Origin of the sequence: Peteryoungia desertarenae (genome assembly GCF_005860795.2) — a bacterium.
In the GTDB taxonomy this organism is placed as follows: domain Bacteria; phylum Pseudomonadota; class Alphaproteobacteria; order Rhizobiales; family Rhizobiaceae; genus Allorhizobium; species Allorhizobium desertarenae.
This window is the reverse complement of the sequence record NZ_CP058350.1, coordinates 2,340,513-2,358,249: the sequence shown is the minus strand read 5'-3', so window position 1 is coordinate 2,358,249 and position 17,737 is coordinate 2,340,513. Positions and strand designations below refer to the sequence as shown.

The 17,737-nt window shown below is 58.9% G+C and carries 14 protein-coding genes, 3 tRNA genes and 1 riboswitch; of the genes, 4 read left to right on the top strand and 13 right to left on the bottom strand.

The window, feature by feature from the left end; all coding sequences use genetic code 11:
• Positions 1-5 precede the first annotated feature (5 nt).
• The 4 genes from FE840_RS11455 to FE840_RS11440 form a co-directional block, all read right to left on the bottom strand.
• A complete protein-coding gene (locus FE840_RS11455; RefSeq protein WP_138289368.1) occupies positions 6-587 on the bottom strand; it encodes a NuoB/complex I 20 kDa subunit family protein in 582 nt (193 codons plus the stop codon).
• Entirely contained in the window at positions 578-943 is a 366-nt protein-coding gene (locus FE840_RS11450) for an NADH-quinone oxidoreductase subunit A (RefSeq protein WP_138289366.1), read from the bottom strand. Before FE840_RS11450 ends, FE840_RS11455 begins: the two co-directional genes overlap by 10 nt.
• A 234-nt stretch (positions 944-1,177) precedes the next feature.
• A tRNA-Asp gene (locus FE840_RS11445) sits at positions 1,178-1,254 on the bottom strand.
• Positions 1,255-1,318: 64 nt separating this feature from the next.
• Positions 1,319-1,395 (bottom strand) — tRNA-Asp (locus tag FE840_RS11440).
• A 334-nt stretch (positions 1,396-1,729) separates the two neighbouring features.
• Between FE840_RS11440 and FE840_RS11435 the strand changes: the two genes are divergently transcribed.
• Positions 1,730-1,805: transfer RNA gene (locus FE840_RS11435), tRNA-Val, on the top strand.
• Between the two features lie 44 nt (positions 1,806-1,849).
• Here FE840_RS11435 and FE840_RS11430 read toward each other — a convergent pair.
• Together FE840_RS11430 and FE840_RS11425 are read right to left on the bottom strand one after the other, a co-directional pair.
• Complete coding sequence (locus tag FE840_RS11430) at positions 1,850-3,184, bottom strand: MFS transporter (RefSeq protein WP_138289124.1); 1,335 nt, start codon at positions 3,182-3,184, stop codon at positions 1,850-1,852.
• Between the two features lie 73 nt (positions 3,185-3,257).
• A complete protein-coding gene (locus tag FE840_RS11425) occupies positions 3,258-3,422 on the bottom strand; it encodes a DUF2256 domain-containing protein (RefSeq protein WP_138289123.1) in 165 nt (54 codons plus the stop codon).
• Between the two features lie 140 nt (positions 3,423-3,562).
• Between FE840_RS11425 and FE840_RS11420 the strand changes: the two genes are divergently transcribed.
• Positions 3,563-4,549: an aldo/keto reductase gene (locus tag FE840_RS11420; protein ID WP_138289122.1), complete on the top strand. Its 987-nt coding sequence runs from the start codon at positions 3,563-3,565 to the stop codon at positions 4,547-4,549.
• A gap of 83 nt (positions 4,550-4,632) precedes the next feature.
• Here the strand turns inward: FE840_RS11420 and FE840_RS11415 are convergent, their stop codons facing one another.
• From FE840_RS11415 to clpP, 6 genes are all read right to left on the bottom strand, one after another.
• The gene (locus tag FE840_RS11415) at positions 4,633-6,834 is read right to left on the bottom strand and encodes an esterase-like activity of phytase family protein (RefSeq protein ID WP_138289121.1); all 2,202 of its coding nucleotides are present in this window, start codon (positions 6,832-6,834) and stop codon (positions 4,633-4,635) included.
• Between the two features lie 116 nt (positions 6,835-6,950).
• The gene (locus FE840_RS11410; RefSeq protein ID WP_138289120.1) at positions 6,951-7,850 is read right to left on the bottom strand and encodes a DMT family transporter; all 900 of its coding nucleotides are present in this window, start codon (positions 7,848-7,850) and stop codon (positions 6,951-6,953) included.
• Positions 7,851-7,997: 147 nt separating this feature from the next.
• A riboswitch (FMN riboswitch) is annotated at positions 7,998-8,151 on the bottom strand.
• Between the two features lie 129 nt (positions 8,152-8,280).
• Positions 8,281-8,556 (bottom strand): DNA-binding protein HupB, encoded by a 276-nt coding sequence (hupB, locus tag FE840_RS11405; protein ID WP_028735988.1) that lies wholly within the window; start codon positions 8,554-8,556, stop codon positions 8,281-8,283.
• A gap of 207 nt (positions 8,557-8,763) precedes the next feature.
• A complete protein-coding gene (gene lon, locus FE840_RS11400; RefSeq protein WP_138289119.1) occupies positions 8,764-11,181 on the bottom strand; it encodes an endopeptidase La in 2,418 nt (805 codons plus the stop codon).
• A 441-nt stretch (positions 11,182-11,622) separates the two neighbouring features.
• Positions 11,623-12,900: an ATP-dependent Clp protease ATP-binding subunit ClpX gene (gene clpX / locus FE840_RS11395; protein WP_138289118.1), complete on the bottom strand. Its 1,278-nt coding sequence runs from the start codon at positions 12,898-12,900 to the stop codon at positions 11,623-11,625.
• 292 nt (positions 12,901-13,192) lie between these two features.
• Entirely contained in the window at positions 13,193-13,825 is a 633-nt protein-coding gene (clpP, locus tag FE840_RS11390; RefSeq protein ID WP_138289117.1) for an ATP-dependent Clp endopeptidase proteolytic subunit ClpP, read from the bottom strand.
• 356 nt (positions 13,826-14,181) lie between these two features.
• Here clpP and FE840_RS11385 point away from each other — a divergent pair, with 356 nt between their 5' ends.
• Together FE840_RS11385 and FE840_RS11380 are read left to right on the top strand one after the other, a co-directional pair.
• Positions 14,182-15,438 carry a GGDEF domain-containing protein gene (locus FE840_RS11385; protein WP_138289131.1) on the top strand — a complete coding sequence of 419 codons (1,257 nt, stop codon included), beginning with the start codon at positions 14,182-14,184 and terminating at the stop codon, positions 15,436-15,438.
• A 55-nt stretch (positions 15,439-15,493) separates the two neighbouring features.
• Positions 15,494-16,738, top strand: a complete 1,245-nt coding sequence (locus tag FE840_RS11380; protein WP_138289116.1) for a cytochrome P450 — start codon at positions 15,494-15,496, stop codon at positions 16,736-16,738.
• Here FE840_RS11380 and FE840_RS11375 read toward each other — a convergent pair.
• Positions 16,728-17,711, bottom strand: coding sequence for a helix-turn-helix transcriptional regulator (locus FE840_RS11375; RefSeq protein WP_138289115.1), 984 nt, complete (start codon positions 17,709-17,711; stop codon positions 16,728-16,730). The genes FE840_RS11380 and FE840_RS11375 overlap by 11 nt on opposite strands.
• Positions 17,712-17,737 lie beyond the last annotated feature (26 nt).

Here is a 17,737-nt window from a genome sequence, read left to right as displayed (position 1 = left end):
TTGCCTTACCGCTCGATCGTACCGGTGCGCCGGATTTTCTTCTGCAGCAGAAGCACGCCGTAAAGCAGCGCTTCCGCCGTGGGGGGACAGCCCGGCACATAAATGTCGACAGGCACGACGCGGTCGCAACCGCGGACTACCGAGTAGGAATAGTGATAATAGCCACCGCCATTGGCACAGGAACCCATCGAGATCACGTAACGCGGTTCCGGCATCTGGTCATAGACCTTGCGGAGCGCAGGCGCCATCTTGTTGGTCAGCGTGCCGGCCACGATCATCACGTCGGACTGACGCGGACTTGCACGTGGCGCAAAGCCGAAACGCTCTGCGTCGTAACGCGGCATCGACATCTGCATCATTTCAACAGCGCAGCAGGCAAGACCGAATGTCATCCACATCAGGGAGCCGGTGCGCGCCCAGTTGATGAGTTCGTCAGTCGATGTGACAAGAAAACCCTTGTCGGCCAACTCGTTGTTGATTTCGCCAAAAAAGGCGTCGTCCGAACCGATCGGCTTGCCGGTGTTCGGATCGATAATGCCCTTGGCCTGCGGCGCAACAAGCGTCGCGTCGGACTGGATCACTCCCATTCGAGCGCCCCCTTCTTCCATTCATAGATAAAGCCAACCGTCAGCACGCCGAGGAAGACCATCATCGACCAGAAACCGAACCAGCCAATTTCGCTGAAAGATACCGCCCAGGGGAAAAGGAAGGCCACTTCCAGGTCGAAGATGATGAAGAGGATCGCCACCAGGTAAAAGCGAACGTCGAACTTCATGCGCGCGTCGTCGAAGGCGTTGAAACCGCATTCATAAGCGGACAGCTTTTCCGAGTCGGGCGCCTTGTAGGCCACGGCAAACGGAGCGATCAGCAGCGCCAGGCCGATGACCAGAGAGAGACCGATAAAAATAGCGATCGGAATGTAGGAGCTGAGGAGTTCAGTCATCATATCCATCCCTGCTTGTCTTGAATGCTGCTAAGCATTTAGGGCGGAGCCGACAAGCCGAAAAGAGTGTTACATCGAGCCGTGGTTAGCGCACGCAGCAAATCAGCGCAAGTCCAACCAAAGCCTTTTCACCCGTTACCCTGCGACACATTACCAGTGGGTGAAAATGCTGTCGCGTTAAATCGACGCAACGTTGACGACCGATGCTTGCTCGTACGCTTTGGAGAAGAAAAGTGGCGCGAGTGACGGGGCTCGAACCCGCGACCTCCGGCGTGACAGGCCGGCACTCTAACCGACTGAGCTACACCCGCGCATTTCCAGGGAATTCCCTGCTTTGTGGGGCTTTCCAGCCCAACATTCCCGCTGTTTTTGGACTGGCGCGAGTGACGGGGCTCGAACCCGCGACCTCCGGCGTGACAGGCCGGCACTCTAACCGACTGAGCTACACCCGCGCATTTCCACAGGGACCGAGGGCCCCGACCAACCGGGCTCGCCGGTCGATGAGCGGCTAACTAAGGGGTTCGTTTGGTAGTGTCAAGCAGCTTTCAAGACAAAACAATGACCAAGCTGCTTTTATCCCTAAAGGCTGTCCTCACCCATGCGGACCGCACCTCATCGCGACAACCCGCCGCAGGCACAAAGCCCCGATATTGCGGGCTTCTTTTCGTTCACGCCCATGTGGACAAAGAAAAAAAAGAAAAAATCTCGAGAAACGGTCTTGCGGTTTTTTTCCGATCCGCATAGATCACAGCCACCGACGCGGCGGACATGATCCGCAAGGCGCACGGGCGATTAGCTCAGTTGGTAGAGCGCTTCGTTTACACCGAAGATGTCGGGAGTTCGAGTCTCTCATCGCCCACCATTCTTTCCCTTGTGACAGCATCGCACGCTCATCTCTAGGGTTCGCTATGCCTGCTGGCGCGCGGCAATCAGACCGTTCAGTCGCTGCTGTTCGTTTTCATCAAGAGAAAACTTCCACATGATCGCAATCGCTGCCAGTTTTGGCAAGATTGGGAGCCAGGCATAGAGTGTGGAGAGCGCATCAAGGGCTGCCGGCGTCTGGGCCGCAGATTGATCGCCAATGAAGCCTGCGAAATCGAGCAATGGGAAAACGACGCCCGCCGACAGCGCCACGGAAAACTTGGTGATGAAGCTCCAGGCGGCAAAGTAGAGGCCAGAGCGTTGTTCGCCAGAAAGCGCCGTATCGTTGTCAATCACATCTGCCTGGATTGCCGGCGGCAGCGTCAGGTCGAAACCGAGCAGCAAGCCTGTTGTCACGCAGACGATGGCGAAGGGGACCACATCCCCCTCCCCCAGAAATCCGGCGACTGAGAAAATCGCGCAGGCCGCCAGCATGGCATAACACCAGGCCCGATGCTTCCCGAATCGCTTGGCGACGATGACTGCCAACGGCACGCCGGCAATGGCGCAGAGGAAATAGGTGAACAGCAAGGGGCCCTGCAATGCGGGCACGCCAAGCCTTTGGCCGACGAAGTAGATGAACAGCGATGCCGGAATGGCATTGGCAAAGCTGTTGAGCAGAAAGGCGAGCGCCAGCCGCAGGAAAGGCTTGTTGGCCCAGAGATGGGTAGCACTCTCCTTCAGTCCGAGCACGCGGGTGGAGCGATCAAGCGGCTCGGGAACCCGCCAGAAAGCCAGACTTCCCGCAAGTGGAAGAACAACTGCGATGAAGACGGCAACCCAGGCCATTCCATGGAAGCCTTCCGCCGTGTCCAGACCGCCGACAAAAGGCAGAGTGATCGCGAGCAGCGATCCGATCAGGGTTGCACCCTCGCGCCAGCCGGACAGCCGGACCCGTTGCTGATAGCCGGTCGCAAGCTCTGCCCCCCAAGCGGTGTAGGGCAGCAAAGTCCAGGTGGCGCCGATCGAAAGGGCAACGCCCCAGCCCGCCAGATAGATGAGACCGGCATCGACCGGGGGCCAGAACAGCATGAAGGCGGACAGAGCGGTCAGCGGCAGTGACAACAGAAAGAAGAAACGCCGTCTGCCGTAGCGCGAGCGCACCCGATCGGAAAGCCAGCCGAACAGCGGATCGGTGACGGCGTCAATCATGCGAATGACCAGAAGAAGGGTGCCGATTGCCGCAAGCGAAAGACCGAAGTTGTCGGCGTAGAATGTCGGCAGGACAATGTAAAATGGCAGGGCGATTGCTGCCAAAGGCAGTGCCGGCAAGGCATAGATCGCATAGCGGCTTTCTGGGATGGGCGGTGACGCGGTCATGCAAGGATCCGGTACAAGAGGACGGTCGGGCAGCACCCGGAGGACAGGGCTAAGGTCGACCATGGTCTCCCCATTACGTCGGCTTTGGCTTTACGGTTTTTCCCTCCCTCCGGCATCGCTCGGAGCAGTAGACGACATTGTCCCAATCCCGCTCCCATTTCTTGCGCCAGGCAAAGGGACGGCCACAGGCCGGACAGGTCTTGGTCGGAAGGTTTGCCTTGCGAATCATCTTCGCCATATCTTTTTTCACCCATCTCAGCTCAGTTTACCTGTGCCACCCATTTCGTTGCCGGAGGGTTGGCGGATCATCAGACAAGTTGATCCTTGCCGTTCTGCGCTCCACTTGTTAGCTGGAACCGCAAACATGGGAGACAGACTATGAGACATCATCAATTCGGCCAGACCGGCTTTACTGTCAGCGATATCGGTTTTGGCGCCTGGCAGATCGGCGGTTCCTGGGGCGACGTCTCGGAAGCCGATGGACGCGCTGCCCTCAACGCGGCCCTTGATGCCGGCATGACCTTCATCGATACGGCAGACGTCTATGGCGACGGGCGCTCGGAACGAATCATTGCCGATGTTTTGAAGAGCCGTGGCGGAGAACGCTCCATGGTGGCCTCCAAGGCCGGACGACGGCTCAATCCGCACGTAGCCGATGGCTACACAAAAGCGAATATCGAGGCTTTTATTGACCGTTCACTGAAGAACCTGGAGATCGATTGCCTCGACCTTGTTCAGCTGCACTGCCCGCCAACCGAAGTCTATTATCGTCCGGACATGTTCGAGGGTCTGGAAGAGATCAAGAAGGCCGGCAAGATCAAGAATTACGGCGTGTCAGTCGAGAAGGTTGAAGAAGCGCTGAAGGCGATCGAGTATCCGGGTGTTGTTTCAGTCCAGATCATCTTCAACATGTTCCGGCAACGCCCGGCGGGGCTGTTCTTCCAGGAAGCCAAGCGCAAGAATATCGCCGTGATCGCCCGCGTTCCGCTCGCCAGCGGATTGTTGACGGGCAAGATCAACGCACAGACGCAGTTCGCCAGCGAGGATCACCGGAACTTCAACCGGAATGGCGAGGCGTTCGATGTGGGGGAGACCTTCGCCGGCGTTCCCTTCGAAACCGGCCTCGCTGCCGTCGAGGAAATCCGCAGGCTTGTGCCTGACGGGGCTTCCATGGCGCAATTTGCGCTGCGCTGGATCCTCATGCATGAGGCCGTCACGGTCGTGATCCCGGGTGCGCGCAATAGCGAGCAGGCCAAGGCCAATGCTGCAGCGTCAGACCTTGCGCCGCTTTCAGCCGATGTCATGACTGCGGCGCGCGAAACCTATGAGCGGCTGATTGCGCCCCATGTGCATCAGCGCTGGTAAGGCGTGGAAACGGATAGACACAAAAGAAAGAGGCCGGGGGAGCGATCACCCGGCCTCTTTTCTTTCAGCCGTCAGTCAACCGATCAGTTGGTGCCCTTTAGGTTGACTTCCCAGAACAGGGTTTCGCCGGAGGAGTCATCGACGCCGTCATTGTCGGTCACGGCAAAAGCCTTGCCGCTGGCGTCAAAGACAAAGCCTTCCAGCTTGTCAACGATATAGCCATTGGTGGCGGCCTTCAGATCGGGAACGAAGTCATGGACTTCTTCCTTTGCGACCATCGGCAGTTCGCCGCCGAGCTTGGCCGGCTTCAGGTCGGCGATGGCAACGCGGTATAGCTTCTTGAGCTTGGCGTTTTCGCCCACCTGGTTGTCGCGCTCGACGATATAGACATAGTCACCATGGGCGGTGATTTCTGACAGACCGACCCAGGCGCCTTCCGCCGGAGCTTCGAGCGGATAACGGACAGCGCCCCACTCCTTCGACTTGATATTGTAGGAAACGAGCTTGACGGTGCCCTTGGCGTCATCGGCCCATTCGCGCTGAACGGCCATCCAAAGCGTCGCATCGTCGCCTTCGCCGATCATGGTCACCCCTTCGAAGCCGAAGCGGATTTCATTGTTCAGGAGTTCGGCGGGAAGCGCGATTTCCTGCTTGATCTCGCCCTTGGCGTCGACGTGGTAGAGCGCGTGCGGGATCAGACGGTCGGTACGCCCCTCCGAGGCCAGCCAGAAGCCGCCCTTGCCGTCTCCAGTGATGCCTTCAATGTCAAGTTTCTGTGCAGCGGCACCGCCACGGGTGATCGGCAGAGCCGAAGTGATCATGGCAGGCTTCTGCGTTGCGTCGATCGTGAAGATCTGGGGCTGCATGCCATAAAAGCTGTCATTGACCGCATAGAGCGTACCGGCTTTCTCGGCATCGGCGGCCAGTCCGGAAAGAGCACCCCACCCGATCGGTGCGCCATCGACCATGACAGACCGGATCATCGGATAGGCGGCCTCGCCTTCCGCAAGCTCGTAGAGCATGACATGAGAACGTGGGAGACCATCTTCGCCGAGGTCGACCTCATTCGCTGTAGCGAACAGATTGCGCGCGGGGATTGCAACGGCACCTTCCGGAGAGATGCCCGATGGCAGCAGCTGCAGGAGTTCCGGCTCGCCGCCGGTGTCCTTGTAGACGCCAACGATGGAAGAGCGCTCCGAGAGAACGAAGAAGTACTTCGTGTCACCGAAGGCTGCGGCCTCCAGGCCTTCAGGCTCTATGCCTTTCGAACGGGCGCGACGATCCGGGAAATGACCGATGGAAGCGATCTCATGCTCGAGTGACGGGCCGGACTCGTAAAGCATTTCGCCCGATTTGTTGAAGATGGTAAAGCCACGCGACCCGCCTTCATAGTCCCCCTCGTTTGCGATGACGAAGCGGTCGTCATCAAGCCACTTCAAGGCGTCCGGCTCGCGCACGACGCCGTCCTTGGAGCCTGTAAATGTCAGGGCGCCGTCGGTCTTGGTGTCGATGCCCTTCAGATCCACCTGGCCGGCGGAGAAATGCGAGGTGACGTCGCCAGTCTTGCCGTCGACTATGGCGATATGGTTGTTTTCCTGCAGCGTCACAGCGATCTCGCCGAGGCTATTGATGGCAACGAATTCCGGCTCCGGATCGTCACCACCCACCTGTGCGAGACCCGTCAGCGCTACACGCTTCAGGCCGCCGCAATCGGCAACGCCATCGTTCAAGGAAACGATGACGAGATCGCCGGCAGGCATCTGCGGGAGCTCACCGTCGTTCAGGTCTTCATCGCGCTCGTTCTCAATGGCGATCGCCACAAAGCTCTTGTCGGGCGATACAGCGACAGAATCAGGCTGACCACCAATGTCGCAGGTTGCTTCAACGGCTTTCGAAGCCAGATCGACAACGGCGAGGTTACCGGACGGATTGGTGAAGCTTTCAGATGTGTTGACGCCAACAAGCACCTTGCCACCGGCAACGGCAACCGAAGTCGGCTCGCCATCCATCATCAGAACGCCGGCAGCCTTGGGAGCCTTGGCGTCAGTGATGTCGACAAAACCGATGCCACCAAGCGGGCTGTCGGAATAGATCAGCATGTTGCCGTCTTCACTGGCCGTGATGATTTCGGCAGAGGTTTGGGTCAACTTGTCCTTGTCCGCAGGCAGGTTCTGAGCGACGGGGAAGCTGGCAATACGGTTGAATACCTGGTCTGCAGCAGCCGGCATGGCGGCAGAGGCCAGAAGAGCGGCCGTCAGGGCGGCGCGCGTGAGGCGATGAGTCATGGTAATCCTCCAGGGGTCCACTCATGGAACAGGAGGGTTTTGGGTGAGCGACATGACACTGGGATGACAGACCCGCATGAACTTTCTGCGGGCCTGACCTTTCCTGGGCGTAGTCCCTAGCCGGCTGATCTTTCACGCCCTGCTTCGCGCCACATCAGGAAGAGCGAAGCAGCCAGAATCAACAAGGCGCCAAGCCAGAGATAGCCGCTCGGCGCATAGCCGAAGACCAGCCAGCCGGCGAAGACATTCAAGGGCAGCTTCAGGTCGTCAAATGGCTGCACATATGCGGCATCTGCAGCATCATAAGCCAAAGTCAGAAGATACTGCCCCAGGGCAGTTAGCGCACCCGCCGCCAGGAGCAACCAGAGGGCGATGCCTTCGGGGACAGCAAAACCGGTCGATACGGCCAGACCCAGATTGATGGGGGTCAACAGCACCAGCAGCCACACCGTTATTGTCTCCGGAGATTCGTGAGCGGTCAGGCTTTTCATCAGGAGCGAAGAACCACCCCATAGGATTGCCGAGAGGATAGGAAGCAGCGCCGCCATCGAAAAACTGTCGGACCAGGGCTCCAGAATGATCATGGCGCCGACAAAACCAAGGGCCGTTGCGAGCCAGCGCTCCGGCCCGACGTTTTCGCCGAGAAACATGCGCGCCCCGATAATGATGAAGAAGGGTGACGTCATCACCAGCGCAATAGCCTGCCAGATGGGCACCGAGGCCAGCCCCATGATCCAGGCCTGCACCCCAAGGGCCGCCAGAAGTACTCTCAAGGCATGGCGGCCCGGATACTTTGTCCGCATGGCTCGAAGTCCAAGCCGGGCCAGCAAAGGCAGGGACAGCACGAGCGCAAAGCCATATTGCCAGAACGCGGTGGAAGCCGCCGGAAAATGCAACACCATGGCCAGCCACTGGGTTGCGACATTAAGCCAGGCGAAGGCTATCCCCGCCATGACCATGAAGAATGCTCCAACAACAGCATGGGAGCGGCTTAGCGACAAGGAACGCTGATTCATGTCTTTTTTCCTTCATCAAAGGACCAACACAAATCAGGACGCATGAGGGATCATCGAGACAGACAGCACAAGCGTGCTCACACCCGGAAAGGGTGCATGCTTCAACGATACTATCCCCTGCCCCGCATGGCGGCGCAGGTTCAGTCACCTCATTCTCTATCATCCGGACTATCACCGTCGGCTCCGGCATCTGACCGGATCTGCTGACCCCGAAGGCAAACTGCTGCCATCGGGCGCTCGCGGGCTCGAGGCATGACCTCCTACCGCCGGTGGGGACTTTCACCCCGCCCTGAGAACGAATGCCGGATTACCGGCGGCCCACCGATAAGCCAGAGCGCGCGCTTGCGCAAGGCAACAAAAAAGCCCGGCAGAACCGGGCTTGATCGCAATCGGAACCGCTTGGTCTCGGAACGAGCGGTGACCAATCAACTTAGCTGTTGCAGGCGTCCTTCAGACCCTTGCCGGCCGTGAACTTCGGCACGTTGCGGGCCGGAATGTCAACTTCTGCACCGGTGGACGGGTTGCGGCCCTTGGAGGCTTCGCGACGGGCAACGGTGAAGGCGCCAAAGCCGGCGAGACGGACGTCGCCGCCGTTCTTCAGTTCGGCCTGTACCGTTTCAAAAACGGCGTCGACGGCGGACGCTGCGTCGGCCTTGGTGAGGCCGGCCTTCTCGGCGACCGCGGATACGAGTTCGTTCTTGTTCATGTTTCCACCCTTTCTGATTGGCATGAAACGACTCAAATATGTAAGTCGGGCGGAGAATACGTAAGCTTCTGCCCTAGGCAACTCAAAAGCACCCGAAATGCCCGGAAAACAAGCTGTTTCAGCGAGTTTTCACAAAAAAGGCCAGCGAAAAGGCTGGCCTAATTCAATCGTTTCAGACTTTAGGTCGTACCGGTCTCTCAAAAACGGTCAATGCGCGACAGCAACACCGGAATCATCCACGCTGTCAACCGTGCCGATGGCTGGCGTTTCGACCGTCCCATGCCACTCGATCGGCTCCGGCTGACGGATCAAGGCGTGCTTGATAACCTCACCCATGCGCGAGACGGGGACGATCTCGAGATTGTTCTTCACGTTGTCCGGAATGTCTGCCAGGTCCTTGGCATTTTCCTCCGGGATCAGAACTTTCTTGATGCCACCACGGAGCGCCGCCAGCAGCTTCTCCTTCAACCCGCCGATCGGCAGAACGCGACCGCGCAGGGTCACCTCACCCGTCATTGCGATATCCTTCGAGACCGGAATACCGGTCATGATGGAGACAATGGCCGTGGCCATGGCGATACCGGCAGAGGGTCCATCCTTCGGCGTTGCACCTTCCGGAACGTGGACGTGGATGTCGGACTTGTCGAAGCGCGGCGGCTCGACACCGAAATCGACGGCGCGCGAACGGACATAGGATGCCGCAGCCGAAATCGATTCCTTCATCACGTCCTTCAGGTTGCCGGTGACCGTCATGCGGCCCTTGCCGGGCATCATCACGCCTTCGATCGTCAGCAATTCGCCGCCAACTTCCGTCCAGGCAAGACCTGTCACGACACCGATCTGATCCTCGCCTTCGGCTTCGCCATGGCGGAAACGCGGCACTCCGAGGAACTCGTTGATGTTCTCGGCCGTGACGGCGACGGACTTGACCTTGCCCTTGATGATCTCGGTCACCGCCTTGCGGGCAAGCTTCATCAGCTCGCGCTCGAAGGAGCGAACGCCAGCTTCACGGGTATATTGCTGGATGACGGCAAGGATTGCGCCATCCGTCACGGAGAATTCCTCCGGACGCAGGGCATGTTCCTTGATTGCCTTGGGCAACAGGTGACGCTTTGCGATCTCCAGCTTCTCATCTTCCGTGTAGCCGGCGATGCGGATGATCTCCATGCGGTCCATCAGCGGACCAGGGATGTTCAGCGTATTCGCGGTCGTCACGAACATCACGTTCGACAGGTCATATTCCACTTCGAGATAGTGGTCCATGAAGGTCGAGTTCTGTTCCGGATCCAGCACTTCGAGCAGAGCCGACGATGGATCGCCACGGAAATCCATGCCCATCTTGTCGATTTCGTCGAGCAGGAAGAGCGGGTTAGACTTCTTCGCCTTCTTCATCGACTGGACGATTTTGCCAGGCATCGAGCCGATATAGGTACGGCGGTGACCGCGGATTTCCGCTTCGTCACGGACGCCACCCAAGGCCATGCGCACATATTCGCGACCGGTCGCCTTCGCGATCGACTTCGCAAGCGAGGTCTTGCCCACGCCCGGAGGGCCGACGAGGCAGAGGATCGGCCCCTTCAACTTGGTCGCACGCGCCTGAACCGCGAGGTATTCGACGATGCGCTCCTTGACCTTGTCGAGGCCGAAATGGTCCTCATCGAGGATCTTTTCGGCTGCGTTCAGGTCGATCTTGACCTTGGATTTCTTGTTCCATGGCAGACCCAGGAGCCAGTCAAGATAGTTGCGCACGACGGTTGCTTCCGCCGACATAGGGCTCATGTTGCGCAGTTTCTTGAGTTCGGCCTCTGCCTTTTCCTTGGCTTCCTTGGACAGCTTGGTCTTGGAGATCCGATCTTCCAGTTCAGCCATCTCGTCGCGGCCATCCTCGCCGTCGCCGAGTTCCTTCTGGATCGCCTTCATCTGTTCGTTGAGATAATACTCGCGCTGGGTCTTCTCCATCTGGCGCTTGACGCGCGAGCGAATACGCTTTTCGACCTGCAGAACCGAGATCTCGCCTTCCATGAAACCCAGGGCCTTTTCGAGCCGGGTCTTCACGCTCACCGTTTCCAGCATTTCCTGTTTTTCGGTGATCTTGATGGAAAGATGGGACGCCACGGTGTCCGCGAGCTTCGAATAATCCTCGATCTGGCTTGCCGCACCGACGACTTCAGGCGAGATCTTCTTGTTGAGCTTCACATAGTTCTCAAACTCGGAGACTACGGAGCGCGACAGGGCCTCAATCTCAACGGCGTCCTCGTCAGGCTCGGCCAGTGTGACGGCCTTGGCTTCATAATAGTCCTGGCGATCGGTGTAGCTCTCGATGCGCGCACGGGCGCGGCCCTCGATCAGCACCTTTACCGTGCCATCGGGCAGCTTCAAAAGCTGAAGTACATTGGCAACGGTGCCGACTTCATAGATTGCAGAGGGGGCCGGATCGTCATCGCTGGCGTTGATCTGGGTTGCCAGCATGATCTGCTTGTCGGTGCCCATCACCTCTTCCAGAGCGCGGATGGACTTCTCGCGCCCGACAAACAACGGCACGATCATGTGGGGGAACACCACGATGTCGCGCAGAGGCAATACCGGATAGGTAGCGCTCTCATGTGCTGCAGACGTTTTCGACATTTCACTTCCTTTCAAACATCCCAGCCGGAACCGGGAGAAATGCCCGCCCTTTAAGGCAACGGGCATATTTCTTGCTCCTCCAACAAGTGGAGTGGCGAAACCTTTTATTCAAGCCTGCACGCACGCGCCGGCGACAAATGTGAACTCTGCATGACAAGCCATCCAGGCAGAGGCTACGCTCGCTGGCTGGCCCGAACCATGCGGAGCGTTTGCCCCATCATGTCGACAAAACTCGCCACCGATCCCAAAAACGCCGGGACATCTTCCACCATAGCCCTGACCGGATCAGGACTCCGGTCATGCAACAACAGTTCTTTTCTAGCCCAACCGCGATTCGTGGCAACCATGTTACAAGCTCAAAAGGTCTTCGGACCCAAAAAACACCGTAAAACGACAAAGCCCGGCACAGTGGCCGGGCTCTTAAAGCATTGCGGTACCTGATCAGGCGGAGGCGTTGGCCTTTTCTTCCTGGCGGTCAGAATAGATGTATAGCGGGCGAGCAGAACCGCGCGCGACTTCTTCCGAAATGACCACTTCACGCACGCCTTCCAGTTCCGGAAGCTCGAACATGGTATCGAGAAGGATCTTTTCCATGATCGACCGCAGGCCGCGAGCCCCAGTCTTTCTGACAATCGCCTTGCGGGCGATCTCGCGAAGGGCGTCCTCGTGGAAGGTCAGTTCGACGTCTTCCATCTCGAACAGACGCTGGTACTGCTTCACGAGCGCGTTCTTCGGCTCGGACAGGATCTGGATCAGCGCATCCTCATCGAGATCCTCGAGTGTCGCCAGCACCGGCAGACGACCGATGAACTCCGGGATCAGGCCGAACTTGACCAGGTCCTCGGGTTCCAGTTCGCGCAGAACCTCGCCCACGCGACGATCTTCCGGCGAGGCGACCGTCGCGCCGAAGCCGATTGATGTCTTTTCACCACGGTCAGAAATGATCTTGTCGAGGCCGGCAAAGGCGCCACCGCAGATGAACAGGATGTTCGTCGTATCGACCTGCAGGAATTCCTGCTGCGGATGCTTGCGGCCACCCTGCGGCGGAACCGAGGCAACCGTGCCTTCCATGATCTTCAACAGTGCCTGCTGAACGCCCTCGCCCGACACGTCGCGGGTGATCGAGGGGTTGTCCGACTTGCGGGAGATCTTGTCGACTTCGTCGATGTAGACGATGCCGCGCTGGGCACGCTCGACATTATAGTCTGCAGCCTGGAGGAGCTTCAGAATGATGTTTTCGACGTCTTCACCGACATAGCCCGCTTCGGTCAGCGTTGTCGCATCCGCCATGGTGAAGGGCACATCGATGATGCGCGCCAGCGTCTGGGCCAGATAGGTCTTGCCACAACCGGTCGGACCGACGAGCAGGATATTCGACTTCGCAAGCTCCACATCGCCGCCCTTGGAGGCGTGCGACAGACGCTTGTAGTGGTTGTGCACCGCCACAGACAGGATCTTTTTCGCCTGCTTCTGACCGATGACGTATTCGTCGAGGATCTTGATGATGTCCTGCGGCGTTGGAACGCCATCACGGGACTTGACCATCGAAGACTTGTTCTCCTCGCGGATGATATCCATGCAGAGTTCGACGCATTCATCACAGATGAACACCGTCGGTCCAGCAATCAGCTTGCGGACCTCGTGCTGGCTCTTGCCGCAGAAGGAACAATAAAGGGTATTCTTGGAGTCACCGCCGTTGCTTCCGCTGACTTTGCTCATGTCTTTATCCTTCCAGCACGCCGCGCCACCGCATTTGCGGCAGGGCGATCACTCACACAGTGGGTTCCAACCGCCGCCGATGGCCGGAAGCCCTTCCGATCTTAGGGGTACATGTCGATCCAAACAGCTTGAAGCGACGGCAACGGAAACCCCTCCTCCCGGCAAACTATGTCATAAAATTTAAACATAGCCCTAATTCATACTATTAGCGCTTTCGCGGCGACTTTAAACCCCTTGATCGTTCACTTCCTCTGGCGCCACATGAAGGCGCAAAAAGGGCAGAGACGGCCCATCAGTTGCCGGTAGCCCCTTCAATCTCAGCACGCGACGTGAGGATACGGTCAATCAGACCCCAATCCTTCGCTTCGCTCGCCTCCATGAAGTGGTCACGATCCAAAGTCGTCTCAACCTCTTCCAGCGTCCGTCCCGTATGCTTGACATAAACCTCGTTCAGGCGGCGCTTCATCTTGATGATGTCGCGCGCATGGCGCTCGATATCAGAAGCCTGCCCCTGGAAACCACCCGATGGCTGATGCACCATGATCCGGGCATTGGGCGTGGCAAAGCGCATACCCTTCTCACCAGCGGCAAGCAGCAGAGAACCCATCGAAGCGGCCTGGCCAACGCAAAGCGTGGAGACGGCAGGACGGATGAACTGCATCGTGTCGTAGATTGCCATGCCGGCGGTCACGATACCGCCCGGAGAGTTGATGTAGAGCGCGATTTCCTTCTTCGGGTTTTCCGCTTCAAGAAACAGAAGCTGGGCGCAAACCAGAGACGCCATCGTATCTTCCACCGGACCGGTGAGGAAAATGATCCGCTCCTTCAAGAGGCGCGAGAAGATGTCATAAGAGCGCTCACCGCGATTGGTCTGCTCCACAACCATTGGCACCAGAGCAAGGGCGGTATCTACGGGGTTCTTCATGTCGGTCCTTTTGTCAGCCTCGTCCCAGGCCAGTCGGTGGGAATCACGTAAACTCTGTCAATCCCTACATAGAGTGTCCGCACCCTTACATTCAAGTCAGGAGCCTGCGATATCCTTAATGCTGCCGGCTGCAAGATGGGTGAGAGTTAAAGGATTCGAACCCCGATGTCATTTGGACTCCCCCCAAATGAACCCGGCTTCACAAGAATAAGCTAACATGGTGAATTGATGGTAATTCCTTCTTCACGCACATTCCATTCTACCGCCATGCCGGAACCGTTTTTCACCGGGACCTACTTAACCCCGACGGGCGAGAATGATATTTCTATGACCGAAACCACTTAAGGTAGATGACTTTGATTGATGTTAAGACGGGCTTCCTGCTGTGGATCACCCAGGCTGCGACCTTTGCGATTCTGCTCGGCGCAATCTGGAGCCGGGATCGGACCCAACGACATTATCTCTGGTTCGCGCTCGGCTTCGCTGTCCACAGCATTGGGCTGAGCCTCGTGGTGCTGCGCGAGGACATTGCCGATTTTCTTTCGATCCAGATCGGTAATCTCATCTCGCTACTGGCGTTTTCCTGCTGGATCAATGGCATGCTCTTGATGGGCGACCGCAAGCCTTCATCGGTGGGACTGATGCCGTCCACACTGTGGATCGCCGCGAATCTGATCCCTGCAATCGCCGGCGACATGGGCCTGCGCATGGGAGTCTATCATTTCGCAAGCGCGTTCGGCTTCTGCCTGCTGGCCTCGGTCGCGCTTCGCTTATCGGTCAGCTCTTCGTTTTATCGAAGGTCTCTTGCCGCTGTCTGGGGTTGCCAGGCCATCGCCTGTCTAGGTTTTGCGATGACTTCGGTCCAGTTGCGCCCAGACAGCTTTGCAGACGTGAACATCGGCACGCCCATTGCCATCTCCGGCTTTATTTGTTTCGTCGCGGCCATAACGATCATTTTGCGTATGCTGATGGACCGGTCGCAAGAGCAGTTGCAGGTCCTGGTTCGCACCGATCCGCTGACGGGCCTTTTGAATCGACGCGGCTTCATCGAGGCGTTCGAGAGTTTGCGATCCCGTCCCGGCACCTCCAGCATCGCCCTGCTCCTCTTCGATCTTGATCACTTCAAGTCGATCAATGACACTCATGGCCATGGGACTGGGGACGGTGTTCTGCAGCATTTTGCCAGAATCGGCAGAGCGCTTCTGCCGGATGTGGCGGCTTTCGGGCGTACGGGCGGCGAGGAATTTGCTGCTGCAATACCGGTCACCGAAGCGCGTGATGCGGCCTTGATTGCCGAAACGGTTCGCCAAGCATTGGCTGATCGTGGCATAGATCTTGAGGATCGAGAGCTGGTGGTGACAACCAGCATTGGCATCGCGGTCATGCCGCGGGCTGATGCCGATCTCGACAAGCTGATGACCAGTGCTGATCGGGCGCTCTACAAGGCAAAAACGCAGGGTCGCAATCGGACTGCAGTTTCGACAGGCGAACGGATCCTGCAGGTCCCCTCGGCCCGACCCGATGCCTTGGATGACCAGGCTGATCGCCAGGTTGCCATCCTTCGCCGCCTCGCAGCTGCGGCACCGAATCTCAATCATTCGCGCAACACGTAGAGGCTGGCAGTCCGACCAGATTGCCAAGCTTCTATGTCAGCGCTAAAGGAAGGCAATGACTGACCTTCCTTTTCTCTCCATCGACCCCGCCACGCGCCGCGTCTCGCTCAACGCCCGCGACCCTGCCTTCTACAGCGATCCGAACCACACCTATGCGGCCCTGCATGCGGCCTGCCCGACCTTCTACTGGGAGGAGCAGAAGCAGTGGTTCTTTACCGGCTATGACCACGTAAACGCGCTCTTGCGTGACCGCCGCTTCGGCCGACAGATCCTGCATGTCGCGACGCGCGAGGAGCTCGGCCTGCCCGAGCCTGCCGCCCATACCCGGCATTTTGGCAAGGCCGAGGAGCATTCGCTGCTCGAGATCGAGCCGCCGGAACACACCCGGCTGCGGACTCTCGTCAACCGCGCCTTCGTTTCCCGCCATGTCGAGAAGATGACGGGCGAGATCGAGGCGCTCGCGAACCGGCTGATCGACGGCTTCGAACAGGACGGCAAGACCGAGCTCCTCTCGACCTTTGCCGACATCATTCCGGTGACGATGATTGCCCGGATGATCGGCATCCCCGAGGAGATGGGACCGCAGCTCCTCAAATGGAGTCACGACTATGTCGGCATGTATATGTTCAAGCGGACGCGCGCCGATGAAGAGGCCGCCGACCGCTCGGCAAAGGAATTTGCCGACTATGTGCGCGAAGTGATTGCGGAGCGTCGCGCCGAGCCACGCGACGATCTCCTGAGCCACATGATCCATACCGAGCACAAGGGCCAGTTCCTCACCGAGGACGAGCTGATCTCGACGACCATCGTGCTTCTCAATGCCGGACATGAAGCAACGGTGCACCAGATCGGCAATTCCGTGCGGGTCATACTGGACAGCGGGATCGATCCGGCAACGCTGTTCAACGACGAGAAAACGGCCGAGCGCACCGTTGAGGAGACGCTCAGGATCTGCGCGCCGGTGCATATCTTCCAGCGCTGGTGCCTGGAGCCCTGCGAAATCGATGGCGTCAGCTTTCAGCGTGGCGACAAGGTGAGCCTGATCCTGGCGGCTGCCAATCTCGATCCGCAGAAGTTCCCGGAGCCGCTGAGCTTCAAGCCGGCGCGCGACGACGGAGCCAACCTCTCCTTCGGCGCCGGCATTCATTTCTGCATCGGCGCGCCGCTCGCAAGGCTGGAGCTCAACATCGTGCTGCCGTTGCTCTTCAAGCGGCTGCCGGGGCTGAAGATGGCAGTGACGCCCACCGTCAAGGACGTCTACCACTTCCACGGACTGGAACGGCTGGATCTCACTTGGTGAGGGCAGCCGGTTCGGCGTAGCGGGCCACCAGGGTTTCAACGGCCCGCCGCATGGCATGCTTGAGCTCCGGCGGGTCGATGACCTCGACCTCCGTTGCGAGCTTCAGCATTTCGGAGACGGCCATGCGCTCATGGGCAACCGGCATGCGGACCGTCTGCCAGCCCTCCTCGTCCGGCTCTCCGATGAATTCGAGATGCGCGCGCACATAGGGCGGCGCCATGTGCTCGATTTCCTTCAGTCCCCAAGGCGAGAGCCGGATGGTCGCCCAGTTCGGGTAGAGCTCGAGTTCCAAGCGCCGGGTGTTTTCGTTCCAGTAGTTCGCGAGATCGAAGTCTTTCGGCCAGTCGAAGCGCTCTTCGGTGACGATCAGGTCGAGGACACGGGAAATGCGGTAGGTGCGCGGCGTGTCGTCGACCCGCGCGACCAGATACCAGGCGCCACCCTTCATGACGATGCCGAGCGGTTCGGCCACACGGTTCTTTTCCGCCTTCCAGGAGCGGTAGCGCATGCGGATGCGCTTGGAGTTCCACACCGCATCGGCAATGGCCTGCAGATAGACGGGCTGCTCACCCTCGGCGAGCCAGGCCGGGGCATCGAGATGGAATTTCTGCTGCATGCGTCGCGCGCTTTCGCGCAGGTCTTCGGGAAGTGCCGCCGTCAGCTTCTTCTGGGCGCCGGCCATCAGCGAGCCCAGGCCGAGATCGGCAGCGGCACCGGGAATACCGGAGAGGAACATCGCCTCGGCCTCGGCGGGCGTGAGACCGTTCAGGCGGACGCGATAGCCGTCCAGCAGCCGGTAGCCGCCGTCCGAGCCGCGCTCGCTATAGACCGGGATGCCCGAAAGCGACAGCGCATCGATGTCGCGATAGATGGTGCGGACCGAAACATCGTTCTCGTCGGCCAAGGCCTCGGCGGTCACCAGCCCCTTCGCCTGGAGCGTCGTCAGGATGTTGATCAGCCGGCTCGCCCGCATCGGAAAATCTCCTTGTCACGCATCAT

What these genes read in the sequence shown, in the direction of transcription:
- FE840_RS11455 (WP_138289368.1), bottom strand. Translation starts at nt 587, where the DNA reads ATGGGAGTGATCCAGTCCGACGCGACGCTTGTTGCGCCGCAGGCCAAG.
- FE840_RS11450 (WP_138289366.1), bottom strand. Translation starts at nt 943, where the DNA reads ATGACTGAACTCCTCAGCTCCTACATTCCGATCGCTATTTTTATCGGT.
- FE840_RS11430 (WP_138289124.1), bottom strand. Translation starts at nt 3,184, where the DNA reads ATGACCGCGTCACCGCCCATCCCAGAAAGCCGCTATGCGATCTATGCC.
- FE840_RS11425 (WP_138289123.1), bottom strand. Translation starts at nt 3,422, where the DNA reads ATGGCGAAGATGATTCGCAAGGCAAACCTTCCGACCAAGACCTGTCCG.
- FE840_RS11420 (WP_138289122.1), top strand. Translation starts at nt 3,563, where the DNA reads ATGAGACATCATCAATTCGGCCAGACCGGCTTTACTGTCAGCGATATC.
- FE840_RS11415 (WP_138289121.1), bottom strand. Translation starts at nt 6,834, where the DNA reads ATGACTCATCGCCTCACGCGCGCCGCCCTGACGGCCGCTCTTCTGGCC.
- FE840_RS11410 (WP_138289120.1), bottom strand. Translation starts at nt 7,850, where the DNA reads ATGAATCAGCGTTCCTTGTCGCTAAGCCGCTCCCATGCTGTTGTTGGA.
- hupB (WP_028735988.1), bottom strand. Translation starts at nt 8,556, where the DNA reads ATGAACAAGAACGAACTCGTATCCGCGGTCGCCGAGAAGGCCGGCCTC.
- lon (WP_138289119.1), bottom strand. Translation starts at nt 11,181, where the DNA reads ATGTCGAAAACGTCTGCAGCACATGAGAGCGCTACCTATCCGGTATTG.
- clpX (WP_138289118.1), bottom strand. Translation starts at nt 12,900, where the DNA reads ATGAGCAAAGTCAGCGGAAGCAACGGCGGTGACTCCAAGAATACCCTT.
- clpP (WP_138289117.1), bottom strand. Translation starts at nt 13,825, where the DNA reads ATGAAGAACCCCGTAGATACCGCCCTTGCTCTGGTGCCAATGGTTGTG.
- FE840_RS11380 (WP_138289116.1), top strand. Translation starts at nt 15,494, where the DNA reads ATGACTGACCTTCCTTTTCTCTCCATCGACCCCGCCACGCGCCGCGTC.
- FE840_RS11375 (WP_138289115.1), bottom strand. Translation starts at nt 17,711, where the DNA reads ATGCGGGCGAGCCGGCTGATCAACATCCTGACGACGCTCCAGGCGAAG.